Consider the following 22,297-nt stretch of genomic DNA (forward strand, 5'->3'; position numbering starts at 1 on the left):
GTGGTGCCCGTTCAAACGAGATACCCGAACGAGCTCAATGGGCTGCAGCGTCCCAGCTGCGGCCGTAGCCCACCGACACCTCGAGCGGGACATCCAGCGGGTAGGCGCCGCCCATCTTGTCCCGGACCAATTTTTCCACCTGCTCCCGCTCTCCGGGGGCGATCTCGATGAGCAGCTCGTCGTGAACTTGCAGCAGCATGCGCGACGTCAGCTCGGCCTCTTTGATCGCTTTGTCGACTTCGATCATCGCGACCTTGATGATGTCGGCCGCGCTGCCCTGGATCGGTGCGTTGAGCGCCGCCCGCTCGGCGGCTTCCCGGACCTGGCGGTTGCTGCTGTCCAGCTCGGGCAGGTAACGCCGCCGACCCAGCACAGTCGAGGTGTAACCGTCCTTGCGGGCCTGCTCGACGACCGCGAACAGGTAGTCCCGGATTCCGCCGAACCGGGCGAAATACTGGTCCATCTGCTCCTTGGCTTCTTCGGTGGAGATCTTGAGCTGCGCGGCCAGCCCGTAGGCGCTCAGCCCGTAGGCCAGGCCGTAGGACATGGCCTTGACCCGGCGGCGCAGCTCGGCGGTGACCTCGTCGATCGGGACCCCGAACGCGCGGGAGGCGACGAAGGAGTGCAGGTCCTCACCGGTGTTGAACGCTTCGATCAGGCCGTCATCGCGGGACAAGTGCGCCATGATCCGCATCTCGATCTGGCTGTAGTCGGCGGTCATCAGCTCGGCGTAACCGGACCCGACGATGAAGGCGTCGCGGATCTGCCGCCCGGCGTCGGTGCGGATCGGGATGTTCTGCAGGTTCGGTTCGGTGGACGAGAGCCGGCCGGTCGCGGCGATGGTCTGGTTGAACGTGGTGTGGATGCGGCCGTCGGCAGCCACCGAGTTGAGTAGTCCGTCGACGGTGACCTTCAGTCGGGTGACGTCGCGATGGGTCAGCAGATGTTGCAGGAACGGGTGGCCGGTCTTGTCGAACAACGACTGCAGCGCGTCGGCATCCGTGGTGTAGCCGGTCTTGGTGCGTTTGGTTTTGGGCATGCCCAGCTCGTCGAACAACACCACCTGCAGCTGCTTGGGCGAGCCCAGGTTGATCTGCTTGCCGATCACGGCGTAGGCGGCCTCGGCGGCGTCGCGGATCTGGTCGGCGAAGTGGCTCTGCAGTTCGGTCAACTTGTCGAGGTCGACGGCGATGCCGACGCTTTCCATGCCAGCCAGCACCTGCTGCACCGGCAGCTCCATCTCACCCAACAGTGCGGTGGAGTCGATGCGGTCCAGCTCGGTGTCCAACGCGTCGGCCAGGTCGATGACCGCTCGGGCCCGCAGAATAGTGGTCTGAACGGACTGCTCGTCGGTGCCCTCGACATCGTCGAGCAACGAAAGTTGTTGTTGCTCAGTGGTTTCCGCGCGCAGCTCGCGGCGCAGGTAGCGCAGCGAGAGATCGTCGAGAGTGAAGCTGCGCTGCCCGGGCCGCACCAGGTAGGCGGCCAGCGCGGTGTCGGAGGTGACGCCGCTCAGCGTCCAGCCGCGCCCGGTCAGGTCGTGAATGGCCAACTTCGCCTCATGCAGGGCTTTGGGCTTGTCCGCATCGGCCAACCACGCGGACAGCGCCGCGTCGTCCTCCGGGGTGACCGTGGCGGTGTCGATATAGGCGCCGTCGCCGTCGGCGGCGGCGATGGCCAGCGCGGTGGCATCACCCCCGTGCGGCAGGTGGGTGCCCACGACCGTCAGGCCGGACCGGCGCCCGTCGCTGACGTGGTCGCTGAGCCACCGGGCGATGGTCCCGGGCTCTAGCGCACCGCCGCGCACGTCGAACCCCTCGTCGACCTCTGGTTCGACGGCGGCCAGCGTGTCGAACAACCGATCGCGCAGGACCCGGAACTCCAGGTCGTCGAAGATCCGGTGGATCTGGTCGCGGTCCCAGGGTTGCAGTCGCAGCGTGTCCGGGGTTTGTGCGAGCGGCACGTCGCGGACCAGTTCGGTGAGTTCCCGGTTCAGGACGACGTTTGCGACATGCGCCCGCAGCGCGTCGCCGACCTTGCCGCGCACGGTATCGACCTTGTCAACCAGCGATTGCAGCGAGCCGTACTCGATGATCCATTTCGACGCGGTCTTCTCCCCCACTCCGGGTATGCCGGGCAGGTTGTCGCTGGGATCGCCGCGCAGGGCGGCGAAGTCCGGGTACTGCGTGGGAGTGAGGCCGTATTTCTCGACGACGGCGTCCGGGGTGAAGCGGGTCAGTTCGCTCACGCCTTTGCGCGGGTAGAGCACGGTCACGTCGGGACTGACCAGTTGCAGCGAGTCCCGGTCGCCGGTAACCACCAGCACCCGGTAACCCTCACCCTCGGCCTGGGTGGCCAGCGTGGCGATGATGTCATCGGCTTCGAACCCGGGTTCGGCCAGCACCGTGATCCCGAGTGCGCCCAACACCTCCTTGGTGATGTCGATCTGACCGTGGAACTCGTCGGGGGTCGAGGACCGGTTGGCCTTGTATTCCGGGTAGCGCTCGGAACGGAAGGTCTGCCTCGACACGTCAAACGCGGCGGCAATGTGCGTGGGCGCTTCATCGCGCAGCAGGTTGATCAGCATGGCGGTGAAGCCATAGACCGCATTGGTGGTCAGCCCACCGCGGGTCTTGAAGTTCTCCGCCGGCAGCGCGTAGAACGCGCGGAACGCCAGCGAGTTGCCGTCGAGCAGCATCAGGGTCGGCTTGACTTGTTCTATCGGCTTGGCTGCTTGCTTGGTCGCGACGGGCACGGGTCTCACTCTAGGCATCGGGTCTGACGCACCTGGCGCTCCCAAACAAGCGCTTGGTAGTCTTGGCGGGTGCCCGAGGTCACCAGCCAAGAACCGGCGATCGATGGATGGTTCGCCACCGACGACGCCGACCGCCCGTACCTGACCGGCAGCAAATGCCCCGACTGCGGCACTTACGTGTTCCCGCCGCGGGAGAACAACTGCCCCAATCCGGCGTGTGATAGCGACAGCCTGGAGTCCGTCGCCCTGTCGCGGCGCGGAAAACTGTGGAGTTACACCGAGAACCGGTACCCGCCGCCGGCGCCCTACCCGGCGCCGCCCGAGTTCGAGCCATTTGCGATCGCCGCGGTCGAACTGGCCGACGAGGGGTTGATCGTGCTGGGCAAGGTCGTCGAGGGCACGCTCGCCGCCGACCTGAAGGTCGGCATGGACATGGAGCTGGCCACCATGACGCTGTTCACCGATGCCGACGGCGTCGAACGGATCGTGCACGCCTGGAGGATTGCGCCATGAGCACCCCGGAACCGCTCTACATCCTCGGCGCCGGCATGCACCCGTGGGGCAAATGGGGCCGCGATTTCACCGAGTACGGCGTGGTCGCCGCTAGGGCGGCGCTGGCTGAAGCGGGGCTGGACTGGCGGCAGATCCAGTTGGTGGCCGGCGCGGACACCATCCGCAACGGGTACCCAGGCTTCATCGCCGGGTCGACGTTCGCGCAGAAGCTGGGCTGGAACGGTGTGCCGGTGTCGTCGTCGTATGCGGCCTGCGCGTCCGGTTCCCAAGCGCTGCAGAGCGCCCGCGCCCACATCCTGGCCGGGTTCTGCGACGTCGCGCTGGTGATCGGCGCCGACACCACCCCCAAAGGCGCGTTCGCACCCGTCGGCGGTGAGCGCAAGAACGACCCCGACTGGCAGCGCTTCCACCTGATCGGCGCGATGAACCCGGTGTACTTCGCGCTGCTCGCGCGACGCCGAATGGACCTCTACGGCGCGACGTCCGAGGACTTCGCCCAGGTGAAAGTCAAAAACTCTCGACACGGCCTGCAGAACCCGAACGCCCGCTACCGCAAGGAGTCGTCGGTGGAGGACGTGCTGGCCAGCCCGGTGGTGTCAGATCCGTTGCGGCAGTTGGACATCTGTGCCACCTCCGACGGCGCGGCAGCGCTGATCGTGGCGAGTGCAGACTTCGCCCGCAAGCATCTGGGCTCGCTGGACGGCGTCCCGTCGGTGCGCGCGGTCAGCACGGTGACCCCGCAGTACCCGCAGCATCTACCCGAATTACCCGACATCGCAACAGATTCCACCGCGGTGGTGGCCGCACCCGAGCGGGTGTTCAAGGACCAGATCCTGGACGCCGCCTACGCCGAAGCCGGCATCGGGCCCGAGGACGTGAGCATGGCCGAGGTCTACGACCTGTCCACCGCGCTGGAACTCGACTGGTACGAGCACTTGGGGTTGTGCGGTCGAGGCGAGGCCGAGGCGCTGCTGCGGTCCGGGGCGACAGCGCTAGGCGGCCGGGTACCGGTGAACCCCTCAGGCGGGCTGGCGTGCTTCGGCGAGGCCATCCCCGCGCAGGCGATCGCCCAGGTCTGCGAGCTCACCTGGCAGCTGCGGGGTCAGGCGACCGGCCGGCAGGTGGAGAACGCGCGGGTGGGCGTCACCGCGAACCAGGGGCTGTTCGGCCACGGCTCGTCGGTGATCGTCGCGCTCTAACTCGCGCGGGCACAGCCTTTTGGCCGCGAGCGGCCCCAAAAGCGCACTCCCAGAGCCCTTTTAGCGCACATCTGAGGACGCTCGACCCTCGCGCGGTGAGAATCAGGCGTCTTTCGGGGTGTCCAGGGTTTCCAGCACCACTTCGGCGACCCGTTTCATCGACGTCCGACGGTCCATGGCGGCACGCTGAATCCACTTGAAGGCTTCCGGCTCCGTCATCCCCTGCTTGACCTGCAGCAGACCCTTGGCGCGCTCGATCAGCTTGCGGGTCTCGAGACGATCGGACAGCGTGGCCACTTCACGTTCCAGTGCGGTGAGTTCGCTGTACCGGCTCATCGCCAGCTCGATCGCCGGAATCAGGTCGCTGGCGGTGAACGGCTTCACCAGGTAGGCCATCGCGCCGGCGTCGCGTGCGCGTTCGACCAGATCACGCTGGCTGAAAGCGGTCAGCACCACGATCGGCGCGATGCGTTTGCTGGCGATCTCCGTGGCCGCGTCGATCCCGTCGCGGCGAGGCATCTTGACGTCCATGATCACCAGGTCGGGCTTGTGCTGCTCGGCCAGCTCGACGGCCTCCTGACCGTCACCGGCCTCGCCGACAATGTCGTACCCCTCCTCTCGCAGCATCTCAGCCAGGTCCATGCGGATGAGCGCTTCGTCTTCCGCGATCAGGACCCGACGCGGCGGAGCGGCGGCGGCGTCGGTGGTGGGGCCCGTCATGACGAACATTGTGTCGTGGGCGGCTGCGAACAGGAACTCGGGGTGCCTCATTTAAGGTAGGAGGCCGGACGCCAAGCCCTCGTATCCCAACTGGCAGAGGAAACGGATTCAAAACCCGTACAGTGTGAGTTCGAATCTCACCGAGGGCACAGAAAACACCAGTTCAAAGCAGTTTTTGTGGAGTGCACCACGCAAGATTTTGGTTACAGTCCGCAGACAGTCCGCAGGATTCCGCTACGATCCGCATATGAGCACCCCGAAACGCAGCATTCGTGCAGGTGTAGAGGACCGCTGGCACCGGCCAGCAAGACGCGGTGAGCAAGTTCACTGGCCTGCTGACAAGTCCGCTGGACCGACGTGGTGCGTTGACCCGAAGCACGCCAAGATGCCCGGAACGATGGTGTGCACACTGCGGCACGGGCAAGGCAAGCGGTGGCTCGCGCGATGGGTTGACCACAACGGCCAGGAGAGAACCAACGCATTCCACAGGCGGAACGACGCTCAACGCCATATCGACGGCACCACGACGGCGCTCAACACCGGCACCTACACCGATCCGCGACGTTCATCAATCACCTTCGGGACCGTCGCTGAAGCGTGGATACGGACCAAAGAAGCCGCCCGAGCACCAAAAACTGTGGCCGGGTACCGAGGCTTACTTGATGTCGTGATCTTGCCAAAATGGGAAGGCGAGAAGCTTCGCGACATTGATCACGAACGGTTGCAAGACTGGGTTACGTGGCTGGGCACCGACCCGGCAGCACGCAAGCACGCCAAGCGCGATAGAGACGGCGAAGCGATACAGACCGGCCTGTCCCCCGCGCGTGTGATCCAAACCCATCAAGTTGTGCACCAAGTCTTTGCCTACGCCATCCGTTCCGGATACCTCGCCACGAATCCCGCCGACGACATCGGGTTACCGAGCAAACCGCAAAGCAAAGAGTTGGCCTTAACGCATGATCAGGTTCGGCAGCTTGCGGATGAGACGGCCAGCGCACCGGTTCGGCAACGCAGCGATACCCGGCCTTCGCTGACATCCCTGGCCGCAATGGTTAGGTTTCTGGCCTATTCCGGCCTCAGGTTTGGTGAAGCCGCCGCGCTCCGGGTAGCTGACGTAGACCTGAAGAAGCGCCGTGTAGCAGTCTCTAAGGGGATTACGGGCGTTCGGGGCAAGGGGCGCGTTGAAGGTGATACCAAAACCCACCAGCGCCGGTCGGTGCCCATCTTGACGGCGGCATGTCTAGATGAACTTCGCGAGGCTGTGCGGGGACGCGATCAATCAGAGCACCTGTTTCCCGGCCCTGACGGTGGCGCTATGACGGTTGGGTGGTTTCGCGTGCGGTTTGATAAGGCGGTAGCGAAGCTGGGCTTAGACGGCGTTACACCGCAGACGTTGAGGCATACGGCGGGTTCTCTGGCTTTGAGCGAAGGTGCGTCGGTGGTCACCGTGCAGAAGCTGCTGGGGCACCGGAACGCCACAACGACGATGAACGTCTACAGCCACATGTTGCCCGACGATTTCGACAACCTCGCCGCAGCGATGGATAAGGCTATTTCCGCAGGTCAAGACAAATAAGTCTTAGTGCCACGCGTGCTAAAATCAGTGGACACGCCGTTTACAAGCCTTGGAGGTTTAGCGAATGACTAGGGGCTAAATTGCCCCCAGGCGTAGCGTCTCGCCGCACTGCGAGATATCAAGGCAGGCAAAGTGTCTCACGATTATGTTGACACTACCGAAGCGTCAGAGTTGACCGGCGTCCCCATTGCGACCCTGACCTGGTACCGCGCAATGGACCAGGGTCCTCGCTCCGTGAAAATCGGTCGTAGGGTTCGTTATCACCGTTCCGATGTTATGGCGTGGTTGGAAGCTGAAGAGGCTAAGAGCGCGCGCGGCGGTGTCCGATAAATGCGAAACCGCAATTCTATCAAATTAAGAATTCCAAAACCGAGGCCCAAACAATAGGAATTCTTATCAAATCCTTAACAAATAAGCAGCCGAAAAGCATAGTTAAAGCAGATTTACGTGAGACAATTATTATAGAGGGAAAAGAAAATGATCGACAAGAATTTGACCAAACGCCCACTTTGGGCCGACGTTGATGTTCCCTCAATTCAAACCGAACTTCTCGCCCGTGCCAGGTACACACGCACGGGTCGCTACCCGCGTAAGCGTCGATAGCACAAAGCAGTAAAACTCGCAGTCACACATGGGTGTAGGAGCATCGTCGCGATGACCGAAGCCAACCGCACCGCTGGCCGCGTTAAAGGCCTCCGCGCCCTTCCCAAGAGCCGCTGACCGGAAACCTCGAAGCTAATTCGCATGGGCCGGTTGGGGATCGGATACAACACTCTGGCGTCAGCGCGGCGTCGTGGTATTCCTGCCATGACAGAGGTATATCCAAAATCGGGAAGCTGCATGAGCCGTCAGGCGAAATCCGATTGCTCATCCGAACTCAGGGACTACCCGTCCCCGAACCCCTGATCGGCTGACCTGCAAGCAGTTCACCCTCAACCAATCCTCTCCTTGCGTTCTTCCTCACCGGTAACAAGGTGCCGTCCCCGACCTGAGAAACAGAAATCAATCCATAACAATCCTTTCCAGAAAATGAACCGGATCAGCAAAGGCACTCACAGAAGCGCGCAGGTAGTCGCCAAAACAAAAGGCCAGGACAAGGGAATCAGGAGCAACAGTTGAGCGTCAGCCTGAAGGATCTACCGGCACCCGGAATCTACGTCAACGGCGTCGAACGATACGAAGTCAGGAACTCGAAACGCAATCACTGGTATGCGATGCGGCATGAGCCTAACGGCGCTCTCACTTACGTAGCTCAGAATGTGGACCTGGCTGCCCTCACGAGCGAGCGTCAGTCGAGCGGTTGTTGGGGGTGTGAGCACTTAGGTTTTGACGGCTGCGGTGTGCACTCCGACCACACGCGGAAGCTCCGAACGATGACTGTCGCTGAAATCTCTTCTACTCCTGGCATTCGCTTTCGTAAGCCGTCCGCACCGCAGGCCCGTAGAAGTCAGCCACAGAAGCAACCAGCAACTATCACGGCATCTTGCCTGCGCTGCCCGTCACCAGCAATCTTCAACTCAGGTCTGTGCGGAACACACGAGCGTCAACGATGCGAAGAAAGCTGGAACATGAAGCCCGTCAGGGCGTAGGAGCAACTATGACCGTCTACATCTGCGAAACGTGCCTAACGCCCGTTAGCCCAGGTACGGGTTACATCCATACCACCCGCGAGAACGGCAAGCATTGGGCGATCCACCATCGCGGCTGCGCTGACTTCACTGGTGACTACTGCGTTGCAGTGCCAAATGATTGGCGTGATCTGCTATTCGCACACCGTGACTTGAGTGAACGTCGGAAGGTTTCGGCGTGAGCGCCTTTGAACCGAACCCTGTCCGCCGTGTGCGCTCTACCCCGCCGACTGTCGAAGTGAACCCCCACAGCCTGCACGTGTTAGGCGCAGAGGGATCGGCCATCTATGACCTGGTCTTGGACTGCGGATCCGCCGAACCGGTGACCATCATCAAACTACCGACCGACCTAGCGCACATTCTGCGCAACCGTCTTGACACGAAACTTACAGGGGCACAGCATGACTGAAGTTGCAGGTCGTATCGAAACCGAACGGCGTGGAAACGACTCGTATAGCACGATGGTCGACTGGACTGTGCCCGCCGACCCGTCCGACGATGAGGCGTTCATTCGAGATGCGACCAAGCGGTTTGGCGAAGAACTACGTCGCACCGTTCAGGCGCACCACAACGGGGCATGACTGCCGGTGTCCTCAAGCCCTGTCTCGGTGTTCTAAACGACGGCTCCCTATGCGGTGAACTGACACCCGACAGCCGATGCCCTGAGCACAGGATCAAGCGTCACCGTCCCTCAGCCACCCAACGCGGCTATAACGCGTCCTGGCAGCGTCTCTCGCGCACCGGCAGGGCAAGGCAGAGGTTCTGCACCGACTGCGGCACAACGGACGCTGAGGCACCGCTAGAACTTGATCACCTATCCAGCGCGTGGGAACGCAAGGCGCAGGGCTTGCCTATCCGTCCAGGTATCGACGCTGAAGTGGTCTGCCATCTGTGCAACGTCAAGCGCGGACCCGCACGTGGACACGCCGTCACCCGCACTGACTGAGGTTTGCTGAGATCACCTGCGACGTTTGCGTTCCCGCGACCCGACACTAGCCGCGACCAGCACATATCGCCACGCCACCCGCGCAATCACCATTAGCGCAGGTCAGAGCCGGTGCCGTGCGGTGAAAAGCCGAGGTCAGGCGGTTTGCTGTTGTCGCATAACTGCAGGCCAGGGGGGTAGGGGTCTTAGCCGACACGCTGGACGCCGTCGCTAAGGCGCAGGGACAAACTAATTCGTATGACTGGTCAGACAACCTTGTGCCATGCGCCTCCCAATGGCGGTGACTGACTGGCGGATGACACGAATAGCTGTTCGGCATACCGGTAGTGATCGCCAGGCGGGACAGTTCCTGAATACCCATTGATCAACGGATGGGTGATGCTGAATGGCTTGCTCCCATCATTGGGTATGACCATGGGCGGATTGCCTTTTCGGTCCACGTGAACGTGCCCGTGCTCCAGGTCTAGCTGCCATGTTGACGAGCGTTGCAGATGCTGCTCAAACAGCCGAAGCTGCTCAGCGTTGGTGAAGTAACGCGCCCAGACGGAGTCGTCAAGACGATTAACCACATAGCCGATCCGCAATTGGTCCATCTGATAACCCATCTGACTAAATCGTTGCTGGAGGTCGGCGAACTCTTTTTCATCGAGCGGATTTGTCATGGATTGAGGATAGATCGTGCAGCGTGGTCCGAAAAAGGAAGCAGACCTATCAGTCTTGCCGCTTCAGAGTGCTGTCACACCGACCAAACAATTTGCTTGGTTTTGTGCTGAGTATCTGGTGGTGCCGAAGGGTAAGGGTGTCGGTCAGCCGCTTTACCTGCGTCCGTGGCAGTCGGATCTGATGTCGTCGGTGATGGACCCGGTAGTGCGCCCGTCGATTGCGGGTTTCATGCTCCCTCGTGGTTCCGGCAAGACGGCGTTGATGGCCGGTTGGATGCTGTATGAGTTGTTCTGCGGGCCTGAGGGAAACCAGCTTGTGTGCGTGGCCGTCGATGAGCGTCAGGCTCATCTGCTGTTTGAGACTGCTGCAACCATGGTTGCGTTGTCGCCTGAGTTGTCCTCTCGCTGTGTGGTTTTCAGGGATCGCCTTGAGGTACCGGGACGCAGGTCTACGTTTACCGCTCTCCCGGCTGAGGCGAAGAGGCTTGAGGGATTGGGAAACTTCTCGCTCGCTGTAGCGGATGAGATTGGCGTCATTTCACGGGATACGTGGACGACACTTCTGTTGGGTCTCGGCAAGGTGGATAACGCCACTGTGGTGGGCATCGGCACGCCGAGTGCTACGGATGATTCGGTGCTGCTGGACTTGCGGCAGTACGGTCAGGATCACCCTGAGGACGAGACGTTTGTATGGCGTGAGTTCTCGGCTGATGAGTTCAGGGACCATCCCGTTGATTGCCGTCACTGTTGGGCGCTGGCGAATCCGGCTCTCGGGGATTTCTTGAATGAGTCGGCAATGGTGGCCCTGTTGCCTCCCAAGACCACCGAAGGCGCATTTCGTAGGGCACGGCTGTGCCAGTTCATCCCCGAGAATGAGAACCCGTTCATCCCGGCTGATGTGTGGCGTGATCTGTCCACAGGTGAACAGATTCCTGATGGTACCGAAGTGGTTCTGGCGCTTGATGGTTCGTTCGGTGGTGCGAGCGCGGATGCTACGGCGTTGCTGTTGGCGACGGTGTCACCCTGCCCGCACTTTATGCCGCTTCGGGTTTGGGTATCGGATGGCACGCCGGGTTACCGGGTGAATGTGGTTGAAGTAGAGGACGAGATTCGGCTTGCTCAGTCGCGGTGGGCTGTAAAGGAATTGGTGATGGATCCGTTCAGATGGAACAGGACCGCGCAGATTCTCGCCGCTGAGGGTCTTACGGTGAGTGAATTCCCCTGGTCGCCAGCGCGTGTAACCAAGGCGACGACTGACCTCTATTCGGCTGCCACCAACGGGAAGATGACCCACAACGGAAATGAAACACTTAGCCGTCACGTCCTGGCCGCGACCGTGGTGGAAACCCCTGATGGTGGTCTGAAGATCGGTAAGACTTCCCGCCGTCGTAATGCCCCGAAGATTGACCTTTGCTCGTGCATGGTGATGGCTCATTCTCGCGCCACGTGGTTGGCGACTCATCGGAAGCGTTCTCGCACTTACAGTTTCAAATAGGGACACCAAATATGGATAATGACTTGCTTCAGAGCCTCTTGGCTGAGGTTGATAAGCCCATCGCGCGGTATGCGTTTTTGGAGTCGTACTATTCGGGGAATCAGCAGAATGGCTTTTTGAGTCAGGAGCAGCGGGAACTGTTGGGTAACCGTTTGTCCCGTTTGGCAGTGAATATTCCCCGGCTATGCGTAGGTTCGATTGCCGAGAGGCTGTCGGTACGCGGCTTCAAAGGCGTTGACGTTTGGGATGATTGGATCCGTAACGATTTCGATATGTTGCAGGACGTGGTACACCGTGAGGTTCTCACTCTCGGTGAAGCCTGGGTTATCGTGTGGCAGCGCAATGGCAAACCGTTCCTGACCGTGGAATCCAGTTGGTCGATGGCTTGTGTGCGCGATTTTGGCACGAGGGAAATTACTGCCGCGATCAAAAGGTACGAAACCGACACGTCGACCGAAGCCGTTGTTTTCACTCCGGACAAGATTTTTAAGTTGCGTGCCCTTCACGCCGGGGCGAAGGTTGCGCAGGACTTCCGGGTGTATGAGACGTTGGACAACCCGTTGCAGACTGTGCCCGTGGTGTGTTTTCAGAACATGGACCGCTTCGAAAGCCATTCTGAGCTTGACGATTTGGTTGATTTGGTCGATGGGCTGTCTTTGGCTCTGGCAGACCTGGCGATTGCTCAGGCATACTCGGCACGCCAGACTCAGTACGCGACCGGCGTAGCACTGACGGAGAAGCCGGTTTTGAATGACGACGGTAGCCCGGTGTTGGATGGCAACGGCGCTCCGGTGATGTCTGTCGAAAATCCATTTCCGCCGACGAATCGTATGCACATTGCGGAATCGAGTGAAGCGGAGTTTGGGCAGTTGACCGCCAGTGACCTTAGCGGTTTTGAGGCTGCGGTACGGATCTGGCTTTCCGCCATTCAGGCAGTTTCAAGTCTTCCAGCTTCGGCCCTTGGAATCCTCAGTGATCAGCCAGTTTCGGCGGATAGCCTGCGTGCTGCTTCTCAGAGTCTTGAGGCGAAGGCGCAGAGTCGCGGAGCGGTCTTTGGTCGATCCTGGGAACAGGTAGCTAAATTGACCTGGGCTATCAAGAATCCCGGTGTCAGCGTGTCTGATGTCGATGTCCGCGTGGTGTGGCGTGACTTCGGGGTCAATTCGTTCGGTGTCGAGGCAGATGGAATTACGAAGTTGTACGCAGCCAAGTTGATCAGTCGTAGTTCTGCTCTGTCGATGCTGGGTTGGGATGAGTCGGAAATCTTGGCGGATCGGGCTGCAATGCGTGCTGAGAGCCTTGATTCTCAGGGGGTAGCCCTTCGCCCTACCATTACTCCGAACGTGCCGCAGAGTGGCCCTGAGCCTCAGGAATCGGCAGCGTGAGCGCAGTAGAGGACTTCCAGGCCAGCACCGAGGATTTAGCGTCCAGCACCGAGCGTGACATGGCCGGTATCTACGCCGGAATCGTCGCGGGAACACTGTCTACCGCTGACGCCATCACCGCGATTGCCTTGGTGGTGAACCGGGCCAACGCGAGGGCTACCGGCTTGGGTGATCTGTACGTGTCTCAGGCCATCGAAGAAGCCATCGGAGAAGCGACACCGTCTATCGGGATTTTGCCGGTGGATCACTCCGAGCGGTTGTTGAAGGCCGCTGAGACGATCTTGGTTGAGCCGCCGACTGATGCCACGCCTGAGGATGTGCGCCTGGCACGTTTGGCCCGCTGTGAGCCGCTAGAGGTCGCGCAAAAGACTGTCACCGAAGCGATGATCGCTCACCCTTTGGTTGAGGGTTGGGTGCGCCAGATGGACGCTGACCCTTGCCAGTTGTGCCAGTGGTGGAGTCGCGGCGGCAGGGTTTGGCCGAAACAGCATCCATTTCAGTCTCATAAGGGCTGTAATTGTCAGCCGCGAATTGTGTTGGTGAAGAACATTCAGAGTACCGGATTTACTAGGAGATTGCGCCGTGGGTAAGAAGAAAGACGAGAAGCCCGAAGAGGCGATGGAAGAGATTGACCCGGAAGAGTCCGGCGAGCACGACGAGACCACCGACGAACCCGACACCTTTGATCGCCCCTACGTTGAATCCTTGCGCGCTGACATCGCCAAGTACCGCACTCGCGCGAAGAAAGCTGAGGACTACGCCCAGCGCCTACACACTGAGTTGGTAAGGGCTACAGGTCGTTTGGCTGACCCCGCTGACCTTGTGTTCGCCGAGGAACACCTTGAGGACCCTGAGGCGTTGGCGGCTTCCATTGATTCCCTGCTTGAGCAGCGACCGCACCTGAAGTCACGCGCTGTTCGCGGTGATGTGAATCAGGGTAACCGTGCTGAGAATTCGGTACCGGCTGACTTTTCGGCGCTGCTACGCGCATAATCAGAGTACAAACTATAGATATAGCGCAATTGGTCTGGTACCAACGCTATTCACCCTTTTGAGCCTGGCGCTCACTTTAGACTCATGTCCTGGTGGCAGAGTGAAAAATTCTGTCATTTAAGGACATTCATCATGGCTGTACTTAACAGCAATTTGGCTGCCGCTTTTACCCCTGAGGATTACGGCAAGCTCATTGATCTGGTTATCGCCGCTAAGTCGGTCGCTTTCCAGGCCGGAACCGTCATTCAGACCGCGAACGAGTCGATTCGATTCCCGAAGTGGACGGCAGATCCGGCAGTCGGCTGGTATGCGGAGAATAGTCAGATCAGTTTGACTGACCCGTCTACTGACGAGTTGGTTATTACCCCTAAGAAGGTCGCCGGTCTGACTCAGATTTCGAATGAGGCTGCGGCGGACTCTAACCCGGCTGTCGCTAACCAGGTGGGTCAGGCTCTAGGGCGTTCGGTGGCGAAGAAGATCGACGCCGCATTTTTTGGTAACACTGTGACTAACGGTCCTTCAGGTCTGCTGTCCCTGTCGGGTATTAACGTGATCGACACCGGCACAGTGACTTTGACCTCGCTTGACCCGTTCCATGAGGCGAAGGCTGCATCTCTTGCCGATGGTGCGACCATCACTCATTTCCTGTTGGCTCCCGATGTGGCGTTGACTTTGTCGAAGGCTAAGCAGGCCAGCGGCTCGAATATGGGTTTGTTGGATAATGTGGGCGACGGGGTGACTTTGGCCGGGGTCAAGGTGCTTGTGTCCACCGACGTGGCCGCAGGCAACGCCTGGGGGATTGACGCTTCGCAGACCCTTATCATTCAGCGAACTGGAACTACGGTGACCACTTCCAGCGAGAATGCGTTTGACTATGATGCTGTCCGCGTGAGGGCTACCTCAAGGGTTGGATTCGGCTTCGCTAACCCTGCCGGTGTCGTTCGCTTGTATGACGCTGCCTAATGGTTCCGACTGTTTCTGACTTGTCCGCTCTGCTCAATCGTCCGGTGTCGGCTGAGCAGGGTGAGGCAGTGCTGTCAATCGCCACGATGGCCGTCAGGGCGTATGTGCGTGGCGGTCCAGGTTGGGAACCGAACTCGGAGCAGGCTTCGGTAATCCTGACTGCGGCAGCGCGTTTGATCGCACATCCACGGCAGATTGACATGTCTGAGGCTGTTGGTCCTCAGTCGGCTGCGTGGCGTGGTGGTTGGAACGGTTTTTCGCTGGGCGAACGCCTAACTCTTGATCGTTACCGCGTAACAGCAAGGTAGGCAACATGATTGCAGCGGTTTACCGCCCTGAGCTTGACTGGAAAGGTCAGCCCGTCGATTTGGACGGCTCCCATATCGGGGATGTCGTGGGTGTGATTGTCGGCGGGCAGAGCGCCGGTTTGTCGGGTCCGTCCGTCCAGCCTGTCCGTGACTTTCCCGCCCTGGTGTCGACTGAGGGGCTGTTGGGTGTCCCATGGTCGCAGGATTCCGGCGTGGTTGTGCAGCAGCATGACCGACTGGCGGTTGACGGCACCTGGTACGCGGTGACTTCTGATCGTTTATGGACCGGTGAGAACATTTTCACCGGAACCCAGCCCAGCTACTATTTTGTTGAGATTCGTTCTACCACATAAGGATTCGATTATGACTGAGCAGCACACTGACGATAGGTATTACGCTACCGCTGCGTTGAGCAGGGCGGCACGCGAAAAGTTTGAGGTTCGCGAAGCCGAGAAGAAGGAAAGCAAGTAAAGACGTGGCGTACGGGTCCACAGGGGTTGTGAGAAGGCACCTGCCATTTCCCGTACGTCCCTTAACACGCATGCCCCCCGTTCCCCGGTACCCTCTCCAGGCCGGGTTGTAGCGGGGGGTTTTAAGAGAGCAACCCGGTACTTACAGTAGGCCGGGGGCACGGCCTAGACATAGAGGTTGGTGCCAAGTGCCCTCGTATCGGCTTAGTCACCCGGTGCGGGGGCATCACCATGTCTGGCCTCAGGACGTTCTGACGCTGGCACGCCCGTCGTCGTGTATCGACCACACCCACTCGTTCGACTCAGCGGAATACAATCCCAGACGGGCCATTTCGTCGGCAATCGGCTCGCAGGCCCGCAGGGTGCAGCGGGCAATTTCAAAGATCATGGCAGCGGGCATCGTACGTCCACACCACGTCGCCCCTCCATTCTCCATGTACTGACGAAGTTCCTCAGCGTGCCTGTCGCGGTTGGGTTTTCCGTCATTATGAACCCCTCCGAGAGAGTTCGCCGCGACACGCAGCATGCTCTCCACGGAGTACGCAAAGTCGTTCAGCACGAAGCCGACATCGGCTTTAAGAAAGTCTTCCCGCGAAAGCTCGACCACCTGGTCGCCCGGATTACCTATCTCGCTGAGTTGGCCGGTCATAAGGTCATAGCGAAAGGCCACGGCGCAATCCACACGCTTGATCTCAGGACGTGTCTGGTGGAGTTTCGCCCACGCCTCGTCCATCTGCTTTTTGATCTCGGGAGGGATCGCAGTTGGTCCCGGCTTGACGACTCGGAACTTCGGCACAACGGAGGCGGCGGCGCTCGCGGTGTCCAGAAGCGGCGGCTTGTCCAGCAGGATGGACCGCAGCAGACCAGAGACCTTCAACAGGTCGTATTCGCTGGGGTTGTTCCTCAGCTTCCGATCCATGTCGATCAGCGTGTGAACGAATAGGTGTTCAACCTTCATTGCGGGATCTTCCTGGTACTCCACCGGATGATCGGCACCAGGCGAAGATGCCCAGAGTACGCCGGAATCACTCTGATGTCATTCTCAATTCGAACTGGCGAAGCTATGCCGCTCCGCACCGTGTCGCCAGTCCGCACACAGTCCGCAGGGCGCTACACCGCGTTCCACGGCTACCCATAGTTACACAACCTATATTGGCTGATCAGCGGCTATTTTTCCCGCAAATTTCCATGAGTGCCCATTTTGCCCAAAATCGGCAAAAGCCCAGGTCAGCACATATAGGACCATTTCAAAACCCGTACAGTGTGAGTTCGAATCTCACCGAGGGCACCGCAAATCACCAGGTCAAGCCATCCCTGCCACGACGTCCGTGTTGCTACGACACGGCGCTGTCCCGGCGGTGGCCCGGTGCCGGAGCGGCGCGGTGGGCCGTGACCACTGCTTTCCCCGGTGCTGAAATCACAGCTTTCGCCGCACGCGCCACCGACCGGGAGAAGGCGCTTTTCGCGATCGGCAGCGCGCAACGCGCCGTCATCGTCGCGGTGAATGCACTGGGAACATTGACCGTCGAAGACCACGACGTACTACTCGACGCGTTGCACACCGCGTGGGCCGCGACGCCCGATGACGACGGAGCGACGCTGTCGAAGCTGATGGGTCGCCTGGTCGACGAAGACGATCCGGCTTACTCCTTCTACCACTCGGCAGTGAATGACGCGCTGACGGCAACTATTTATGCCGTGCGAGCCGGGCACCCGAATGCCGGTGGCGCCAACGTGTTTCACGCAGCCCAGACGTTCTTCAACATCGCAGATCTGATCGCGCAGCGCGGAATGGACAGCTACCCGTCCGATCCGTCAGCGCAACCCGTGCTGGGTTATGCGGCCAAGTGCCTCAGGGAGGACCTTGTTCGCGTCCCACGAATTGCCGCCGACAACGGCATGCAGGCCTACCGCGACATCTGCATCTCCGAAGCGCAGCACCTCACCCGCCTCGGCGACAGCTGAAACGACCAGGCACGACTACCGCAATGCCTGCGGAATTTTTGTGGCGAACTTGCATGTTGTGGTGAGGAACACTCACGACGGCAGGATCGCCCGTCATCCGAGCTCAACCGTTAGGCTAACTACGTGGCCGCGAAGAAGTGCGGTGTCCTCTCAGCCGGCAAAGACGCCCGCCGGCCGGACTGCGTCGCGGCTGCCCGCTCGCAAACCCGCGACATACGTCAGCATTACGCCGACACCGCCGCGCGCCGAGCCAGGGTGCTCAGCATCACCTCCTGGATGGCGGTCCTGGTCAGCGTCAGTTTCATCGCCGTGCAGCTGTTCATCGGCTCCTGGCTGTGGCAGGTCATCGCGATCAACATCGTCGCCGCGCTGATCTTTGCGGCCATCCCGATGTTGCATCGCTTCGGCGAATTGGTGGCGCCCCTGACGTTCATCACCACCGCCTACGCGACAGTTCTGGCGAGTTGCTGGGATGTCGGCACCGGTTCGGGCGCCCAACTGTTTTTCATCGTCGGGTCCTGCCTGGTGGTGCTGCTGCTGGGCATCGAGCACATCGTGCTGGCAAGTTTCCTGGCTGCGGTCGGTGCGGGGCTGGTCATCTTGACCGAGTTCGTCATCCCGCGGAACACCGGCCTGCAGCCGCCGTGGGCGCAGTCCACCGGATTCGTCGTCACCACGGTGTCGGCATGCGTGATGGTCGTCGCGACGGTCTTCTTCGCGCTACGCGACACCGCCCGGGCCGAGGCCGTCATGGAGGAACAGTACGAACGTTCCGAAGCGCTGCTGGCCAACATGCTGCCGGCCAGCATCGCCGAACGGCTCAAGGAGCCCGAGCGCCGGGTCATCGCGGACAAGTACGACGAGGCGTCGGTGCTGTTCGCCGACATCGTCGGGTTCACCGAGCGGGCCAGCAGCACGGCGCCGGCCGACCTGGTGCGGTTCCTGGACCGTCTCTACAGTGCCTTCGACCTGTTGGTGGACAAGTACGAGCTGGAGAAGATCAAAGTCAGCGGGGACTCGTACATGGTGGTCAGCGGCGTTCCGCGACCCCGGCCCGACCATGTGCACGCGCTGGCCGACTTCGCACTGGACATGGCCGACGTCGCCGCCGCCCTGAAGGATCCGCACGGCCGCTCGGTGCCGCTGCGGGTCGGCCTGGCCACCGGTCCGGTGGTGGCCGGCGTGGTGGGTTCCCGCCGGTTCTTCTACGACGTGTGGGGCGACGCGGTCAATGTCGCGTCGCGGATGGAGTCCACCGATTCGGTGGGCCAGATCCAGGTTCCCGACGAGGTCTACGAACGACTGAAGGACGATTTCATCCTGCGCGAGCGCGGCTATATCGACGTCAAGGGCAAAGGCGTGATGCGCACCTGGTACCTCGTCGGCCGCAAGCCGGTTGATGAAGCCGCCGACGTGCCGGCCGAGGATCCGCGCGCCGCTCACGTCTGAGGCCGGAAGACTCTGTACCCGCACAGCCCCATACGCCACACTGGTTGCATGGAAACACACCCCGCCCCGCTGCCTGCCCCGAGTTTGTTGCCGCACCTGTGGAAGTCGACGCTCCTGTCGGGCATCTTGTCGCTCGCGCTGGGCGCTGCCGTGGCCGCCTGGCCGGGGCAAACCGTCCTGGTGGCCGCGATCTTCTTCGGCGCGTACCTGCTCATCACCGGTATCGCTCAGGTGGTGTTCGCCTTCAGCCTGCACGTGACGGCGGGCAGTCGGATCCTGCTCTTCATCAGCGGCGCGGCCTCGGTGATTCTTGCGGTGCTGGCGTTTCGCCATTTCGGCAACGCGGTGCTGCTGCTGGCCATCTGGGTCGGCGTCGGTTTCATCTTCCGCGGGGTCGCCACCACCGTCTCGGCGATCAGCGACCCGGGCCTCCCTGGGCGCGCCTGGTCGATCTTCGTCGGCATCGTCAGCCTGCTCGCCGGCCTCATCGTGATGGCGTCGCCGTTCGACTCGATCATCACCCTGGCGTACGTCGTGGGCATCTGCCTGATCGTCATCGGCATTTTCGAAGTGGTGTCGGCGTTCGGCATCCGCAAGGCCTCACAGACCAACACCGGGTTCCACCAGCCGATGTGACGCTGGCGTTGGCCCACGCTAACTACTACAGTTTGTCGTAGTTATTCGATTGTCCCCGCAGCCCCGGGAGATGACAGATGAATGTCGTCGACATATCGCGCTGGCAGTTCGGTATCACCACCGTCTACCACTTCATCTTCGTGCCGCTGACGATCGGACTGGCTCCACTGCTGGCCGTCATGCAGACGGCGTGGGTGGTCACCGACAACGTCGCCTGGTACCGGCTGACCAAGTTCTTCGGCAAGTTGTTCCTGATCAACTTCGCCATCGGCGTGGCCACCGGCATCGTGCAGGAATTCCAGTTCGGCATGAACTGGAGCGAATATTCCAAGTTTGTCGGCGATGTGTTCGGCGCGCCGCTGGCGATGGAAGGACTGCTCGCTTTCTTCTTCGAGTCCACCTTCATCGGGTTGTGGATCTTCGGCTGGTCCCGGCTGCCCAGACTGGTGCATCTGGCGTGCATCTGGATTGTCGCGATCGGCGTCAACGTCTCGGCGTTCTTCATCATCACCGCGAACTCGTTCATGCAGCACCCGGTGGGTGTGCACTACAACCCGACGACGCACCGCGCCGAGCTCAACGACATCGGGGCGTTGCTCACCAATAACACCGGGCTGGTCGCGTTCGGCCACACGGTCGCCGGCGCCCTGCTCACCGCGGGCACCTTCGTCGCCGCCGTCAGCGCGTGGTGGTTGGTCCGGTCGCAGACCAGCACGGTCGACCCGGGCACCCGGGCCATGTACCGGCCCGCGACCGTGCTGGGGTGCTGGGTCGTGCTGCTGGCCACCGCCGCCCTGTTCTTCAGCGGAGACCACCAGGGCAAGCTCATGTTCCAGCAGCAGCCGATGAAGATGGCGTCCGCCGAATCGTTGTGCGACACCGAGGTCGACCCGGACTTCTCCATCCTGACCGTCGGTCGACAGAACAACTGCGACGCCCTGACGCGGGTCATCGAGGTGCCCTACGTGCTGCCGTTCCTGGCCGAGGGCAAGTTCGAGGGCGTCAAGCTGCAGGGCGTGCGCGACATCCAGCAGGACTACCAGCAACGGTTCGGGCCCAATGACTACCGGCCGAACCTGTTCGTCACCTACTGGTCGTTTCGCATGATGATCGGGCTGTTGGTGGTCCCGGTGCTGTTCGCCCTGCTCGCGTTGTGGTTGACCCGCGGCGGACGAATCCCGAGTCAGCGCTGGTTCGCCTGGTTCGCCCTACTGACGATCCCTACCCCGTTCCTGGCCAACAGCGCCGGCTGGGTCTTCACCGAGATGGGTCGCCAGCCCTGGCTGGTTGTGCCCAACCCCACCGGCGACCCGAACGTCCACCTCACCGTGGCCAGCGGGGTGTCTCACCACGGGCCCGGCATGGTCATCGCCTCGTTGACGACATTCACGTTGATCTACGCCGTGCTCGCGGTCGTCTGGTTCTGGTTGCTGAAGCGCTACATCGTCGAAGGGCCGCTGGAACACGACGCCGAACCCGCGGCGCCCGCTGTTGAGGAAGACGACGTCAAGCCGCTGTCGTTCGCCTACTAGGAGCTGACGATGAATCTGCAAGAAGTGTGGTTCGGCCTGATCGCGGTGCTGTTCCTGGGCTTCTTCATCCTCGAGGGTTTCGACTTCGGCGTCGGCATGCTGATGGCCCCGTTCGCGCGGGTCGGCAAGGGCGATCGGGAGGCGCACCGACGTGCGGCGCTGAACACCATCGGCCCGGTGTGGGACGCCAACGAGGTGTGGCTGATCACCGCCGGCGCGGCGATGTTCGCTGCCTTTCCGGGCTGGTATGCCACGGTCTTCTCCACCCTCTATCTGCCGTTGTTGGCGATTCTGTTCGGCATGATCGTTCGGGTAGTGGCCATCGAGTGGCGCGGCAAGGTCGACGACCCGAGATGGCGGGGTTGGGCCGACTTCGCCATCGCGGTCGGCTCCTGGCTGCCTGCGGTCTTGTGGGGTACCGCCTTCGCGATCCTGGTGCGCGGCCTGCCGGTGGACGCCGACGGCCGGGTCAATGTCTCGGTGGGTGACGTGCTCAACCCATACACCCTGCTGGGCGGGCTCGCCACAGCCGGACTCTTCATGTTCTACGGTTCGGTGTTCGTCTCGCTGAAGACCTCCGGTGACATCCGCGACGATGCCCTGCGATTCGGGCGGTGGTTGGCGTTGCCGGTGACGATACTGGTTGCGGCATTTGGCGTTTGGACGCAGTTGGCGCACGGCAAGCAATGGACGTGGGCGGTGCTGGCAGTGGCGGTCGTCGCTCAGTTGGCAGCAGTGCTGCTGGTGTGGCGGCGCATCTCCGACGGCTGGGCATTCGTCAGCACGCTGCTGGTGGTAGCCGCGGTGGTGGTGCTGCTGTTCGGCTCGCTGTACCCGAACCTGGTGCCCTCGACGCTGAACAGCCAGTGGGACCTCACTATCTACAACGCGTCCTCCACCGACTACACCCTCAAGATCATGACCTGGGTCACAGTGATCATGACCCCGCTGACCATCGTCTACCAGGCCTGGACGTATTGGGTTTTCCGGCAACGGATATCGGTGGACCGGATACCTCCGTCGATCGGCCTGACGAGGCGAACGTCCTGACCACGAGGAGTTCGCGGGGACCACTGGACCCACGTCTGTGGCGGGTATCGAC

At 61.3% G+C, this 22,297-nt stretch carries 19 protein-coding genes and 1 tRNA gene; 16 read left to right on the forward strand and 4 right to left on the reverse strand.

The genetic code is table 11. The features are described from left to right. Positions 1-34: 34 nt before the first annotated feature. Positions 35-2,773, reverse strand: a complete 2,739-nt coding sequence (gene polA / locus AC5Y6Y_RS03885) for a DNA polymerase I (protein WP_499919133.1) — start codon at positions 2,771-2,773, stop codon at positions 35-37. A 51-nt stretch (positions 2,774-2,824) separates the two neighbouring features. Between polA and AC5Y6Y_RS03890 the strand changes: the two genes are divergently transcribed. Continuing rightward, on the forward strand, positions 2,825-3,268 hold the full coding sequence (locus AC5Y6Y_RS03890; RefSeq protein ID WP_499919132.1) for a Zn-ribbon domain-containing OB-fold protein: 444 nt from the start codon (positions 2,825-2,827) through the stop codon (positions 3,266-3,268). Further along, positions 3,265-4,467 (forward strand): lipid-transfer protein, encoded by a 1,203-nt coding sequence (locus AC5Y6Y_RS03895; RefSeq protein WP_499919131.1) that lies wholly within the window; start codon positions 3,265-3,267, stop codon positions 4,465-4,467. The genes AC5Y6Y_RS03890 and AC5Y6Y_RS03895 overlap by 4 nt, the downstream gene beginning before the upstream one ends. Positions 4,468-4,569: 102 nt before the next feature. Here AC5Y6Y_RS03895 and AC5Y6Y_RS03900 read toward each other — a convergent pair whose 3' ends face one another. Then, positions 4,570-5,187: an ANTAR domain-containing response regulator gene (locus AC5Y6Y_RS03900; protein ID WP_463825224.1), complete on the reverse strand. Its 618-nt coding sequence runs from the start codon at positions 5,185-5,187 to the stop codon at positions 4,570-4,572. A gap of 75 nt (positions 5,188-5,262) precedes the next feature. On the opposite strand from AC5Y6Y_RS03900, the gene AC5Y6Y_RS03905 reads away from it, so the two are divergent. From AC5Y6Y_RS03905 to AC5Y6Y_RS03915, 3 genes are all read left to right on the forward strand, one after another. Then, positions 5,263-5,336: transfer RNA gene (locus tag AC5Y6Y_RS03905), tRNA-Leu, on the forward strand. A gap of 98 nt (positions 5,337-5,434) precedes the next feature. Further along, positions 5,435-6,763, forward strand: a complete 1,329-nt coding sequence (locus AC5Y6Y_RS03910; RefSeq protein ID WP_499919128.1) for a tyrosine-type recombinase/integrase — start codon at positions 5,435-5,437, stop codon at positions 6,761-6,763. A gap of 132 nt (positions 6,764-6,895) precedes the next feature. Continuing rightward, complete coding sequence (locus AC5Y6Y_RS03915; RefSeq protein ID WP_499919127.1) at positions 6,896-7,093, forward strand: helix-turn-helix transcriptional regulator; 198 nt, start codon at positions 6,896-6,898, stop codon at positions 7,091-7,093. A 2,489-nt stretch (positions 7,094-9,582) separates the two neighbouring features. On the opposite strand, the gene AC5Y6Y_RS03920 is transcribed toward AC5Y6Y_RS03915, so the two are convergent. After that, entirely contained in the window at positions 9,583-9,999 is a 417-nt protein-coding gene (locus AC5Y6Y_RS03920) for a hypothetical protein (protein ID WP_499919125.1), read from the reverse strand. Positions 10,000-10,015: 16 nt separating this feature from the next. On the opposite strand from AC5Y6Y_RS03920, the gene AC5Y6Y_RS03925 reads away from it, so the two are divergent. From AC5Y6Y_RS03925 to AC5Y6Y_RS03950, 6 genes are all read left to right on the forward strand, one after another. Continuing rightward, the gene (locus AC5Y6Y_RS03925; RefSeq protein WP_499919123.1) at positions 10,016-11,494 is read left to right on the forward strand and encodes a terminase large subunit domain-containing protein; all 1,479 of its coding nucleotides are present in this window, start codon (positions 10,016-10,018) and stop codon (positions 11,492-11,494) included. An 11-nt stretch (positions 11,495-11,505) separates the two neighbouring features. Next, a complete protein-coding gene (locus tag AC5Y6Y_RS03930) occupies positions 11,506-12,879 on the forward strand; it encodes a phage portal protein (RefSeq protein WP_499919122.1) in 1,374 nt (457 codons plus the stop codon). Further along, complete coding sequence (locus tag AC5Y6Y_RS03935; RefSeq protein WP_499919120.1) at positions 12,876-13,469, forward strand: hypothetical protein; 594 nt, start codon at positions 12,876-12,878, stop codon at positions 13,467-13,469. The genes AC5Y6Y_RS03930 and AC5Y6Y_RS03935 overlap by 4 nt, the downstream gene beginning before the upstream one ends. Continuing rightward, positions 13,462-13,872, forward strand: coding sequence for a hypothetical protein (locus AC5Y6Y_RS03940; protein WP_499919119.1), 411 nt, complete (start codon positions 13,462-13,464; stop codon positions 13,870-13,872). Before AC5Y6Y_RS03935 ends, AC5Y6Y_RS03940 begins: the two co-directional genes overlap by 8 nt. An 84-nt stretch (positions 13,873-13,956) precedes the next feature. Next, positions 13,957-14,835 (forward strand): phage major capsid protein, encoded by an 879-nt coding sequence (locus AC5Y6Y_RS03945; protein ID WP_499919117.1) that lies wholly within the window; start codon positions 13,957-13,959, stop codon positions 14,833-14,835. Between the two features lie 313 nt (positions 14,836-15,148). Continuing rightward, positions 15,149-15,496, forward strand: coding sequence for a hypothetical protein (locus tag AC5Y6Y_RS03950; RefSeq protein WP_499919116.1), 348 nt, complete (start codon positions 15,149-15,151; stop codon positions 15,494-15,496). 358 nt (positions 15,497-15,854) lie between these two features. On the opposite strand, the gene AC5Y6Y_RS03955 is transcribed toward AC5Y6Y_RS03950, so the two are convergent. Further along, positions 15,855-16,571 (reverse strand): hypothetical protein, encoded by a 717-nt coding sequence (locus AC5Y6Y_RS03955; RefSeq protein WP_499919114.1) that lies wholly within the window; start codon positions 16,569-16,571, stop codon positions 15,855-15,857. A 431-nt stretch (positions 16,572-17,002) separates the two neighbouring features. Here AC5Y6Y_RS03955 and AC5Y6Y_RS03960 point away from each other — a divergent pair, with 431 nt between their 5' ends. The 5 genes from AC5Y6Y_RS03960 (at position 17,003) to cydB (ending at position 22,245) form a co-directional block, all read left to right on the forward strand. Further along, positions 17,003-17,578 (forward strand): hypothetical protein, encoded by a 576-nt coding sequence (locus AC5Y6Y_RS03960; protein WP_499919113.1) that lies wholly within the window; start codon positions 17,003-17,005, stop codon positions 17,576-17,578. A 123-nt stretch (positions 17,579-17,701) separates the two neighbouring features. Further along, a complete protein-coding gene (locus AC5Y6Y_RS03965; protein WP_463825222.1) occupies positions 17,702-19,027 on the forward strand; it encodes an adenylate/guanylate cyclase domain-containing protein in 1,326 nt (441 codons plus the stop codon). Positions 19,028-19,057: 30 nt separating this feature from the next. Continuing rightward, positions 19,058-19,663 (forward strand): HdeD family acid-resistance protein, encoded by a 606-nt coding sequence (locus AC5Y6Y_RS03970; RefSeq protein ID WP_463825458.1) that lies wholly within the window; start codon positions 19,058-19,060, stop codon positions 19,661-19,663. A gap of 77 nt (positions 19,664-19,740) precedes the next feature. Further along, positions 19,741-21,195, forward strand: coding sequence for a cytochrome ubiquinol oxidase subunit I (locus AC5Y6Y_RS03975; RefSeq protein ID WP_463825221.1), 1,455 nt, complete (start codon positions 19,741-19,743; stop codon positions 21,193-21,195). Positions 21,196-21,204: 9 nt separating this feature from the next. Continuing rightward, on the forward strand, positions 21,205-22,245 hold the full coding sequence (gene cydB, locus AC5Y6Y_RS03980) for a cytochrome d ubiquinol oxidase subunit II (protein ID WP_499919111.1): 1,041 nt from the start codon (positions 21,205-21,207) through the stop codon (positions 22,243-22,245). Positions 22,246-22,297 lie beyond the last annotated feature (52 nt).

This window comes from Mycobacterium sp. NGS24 (genome assembly GCF_059813065.1).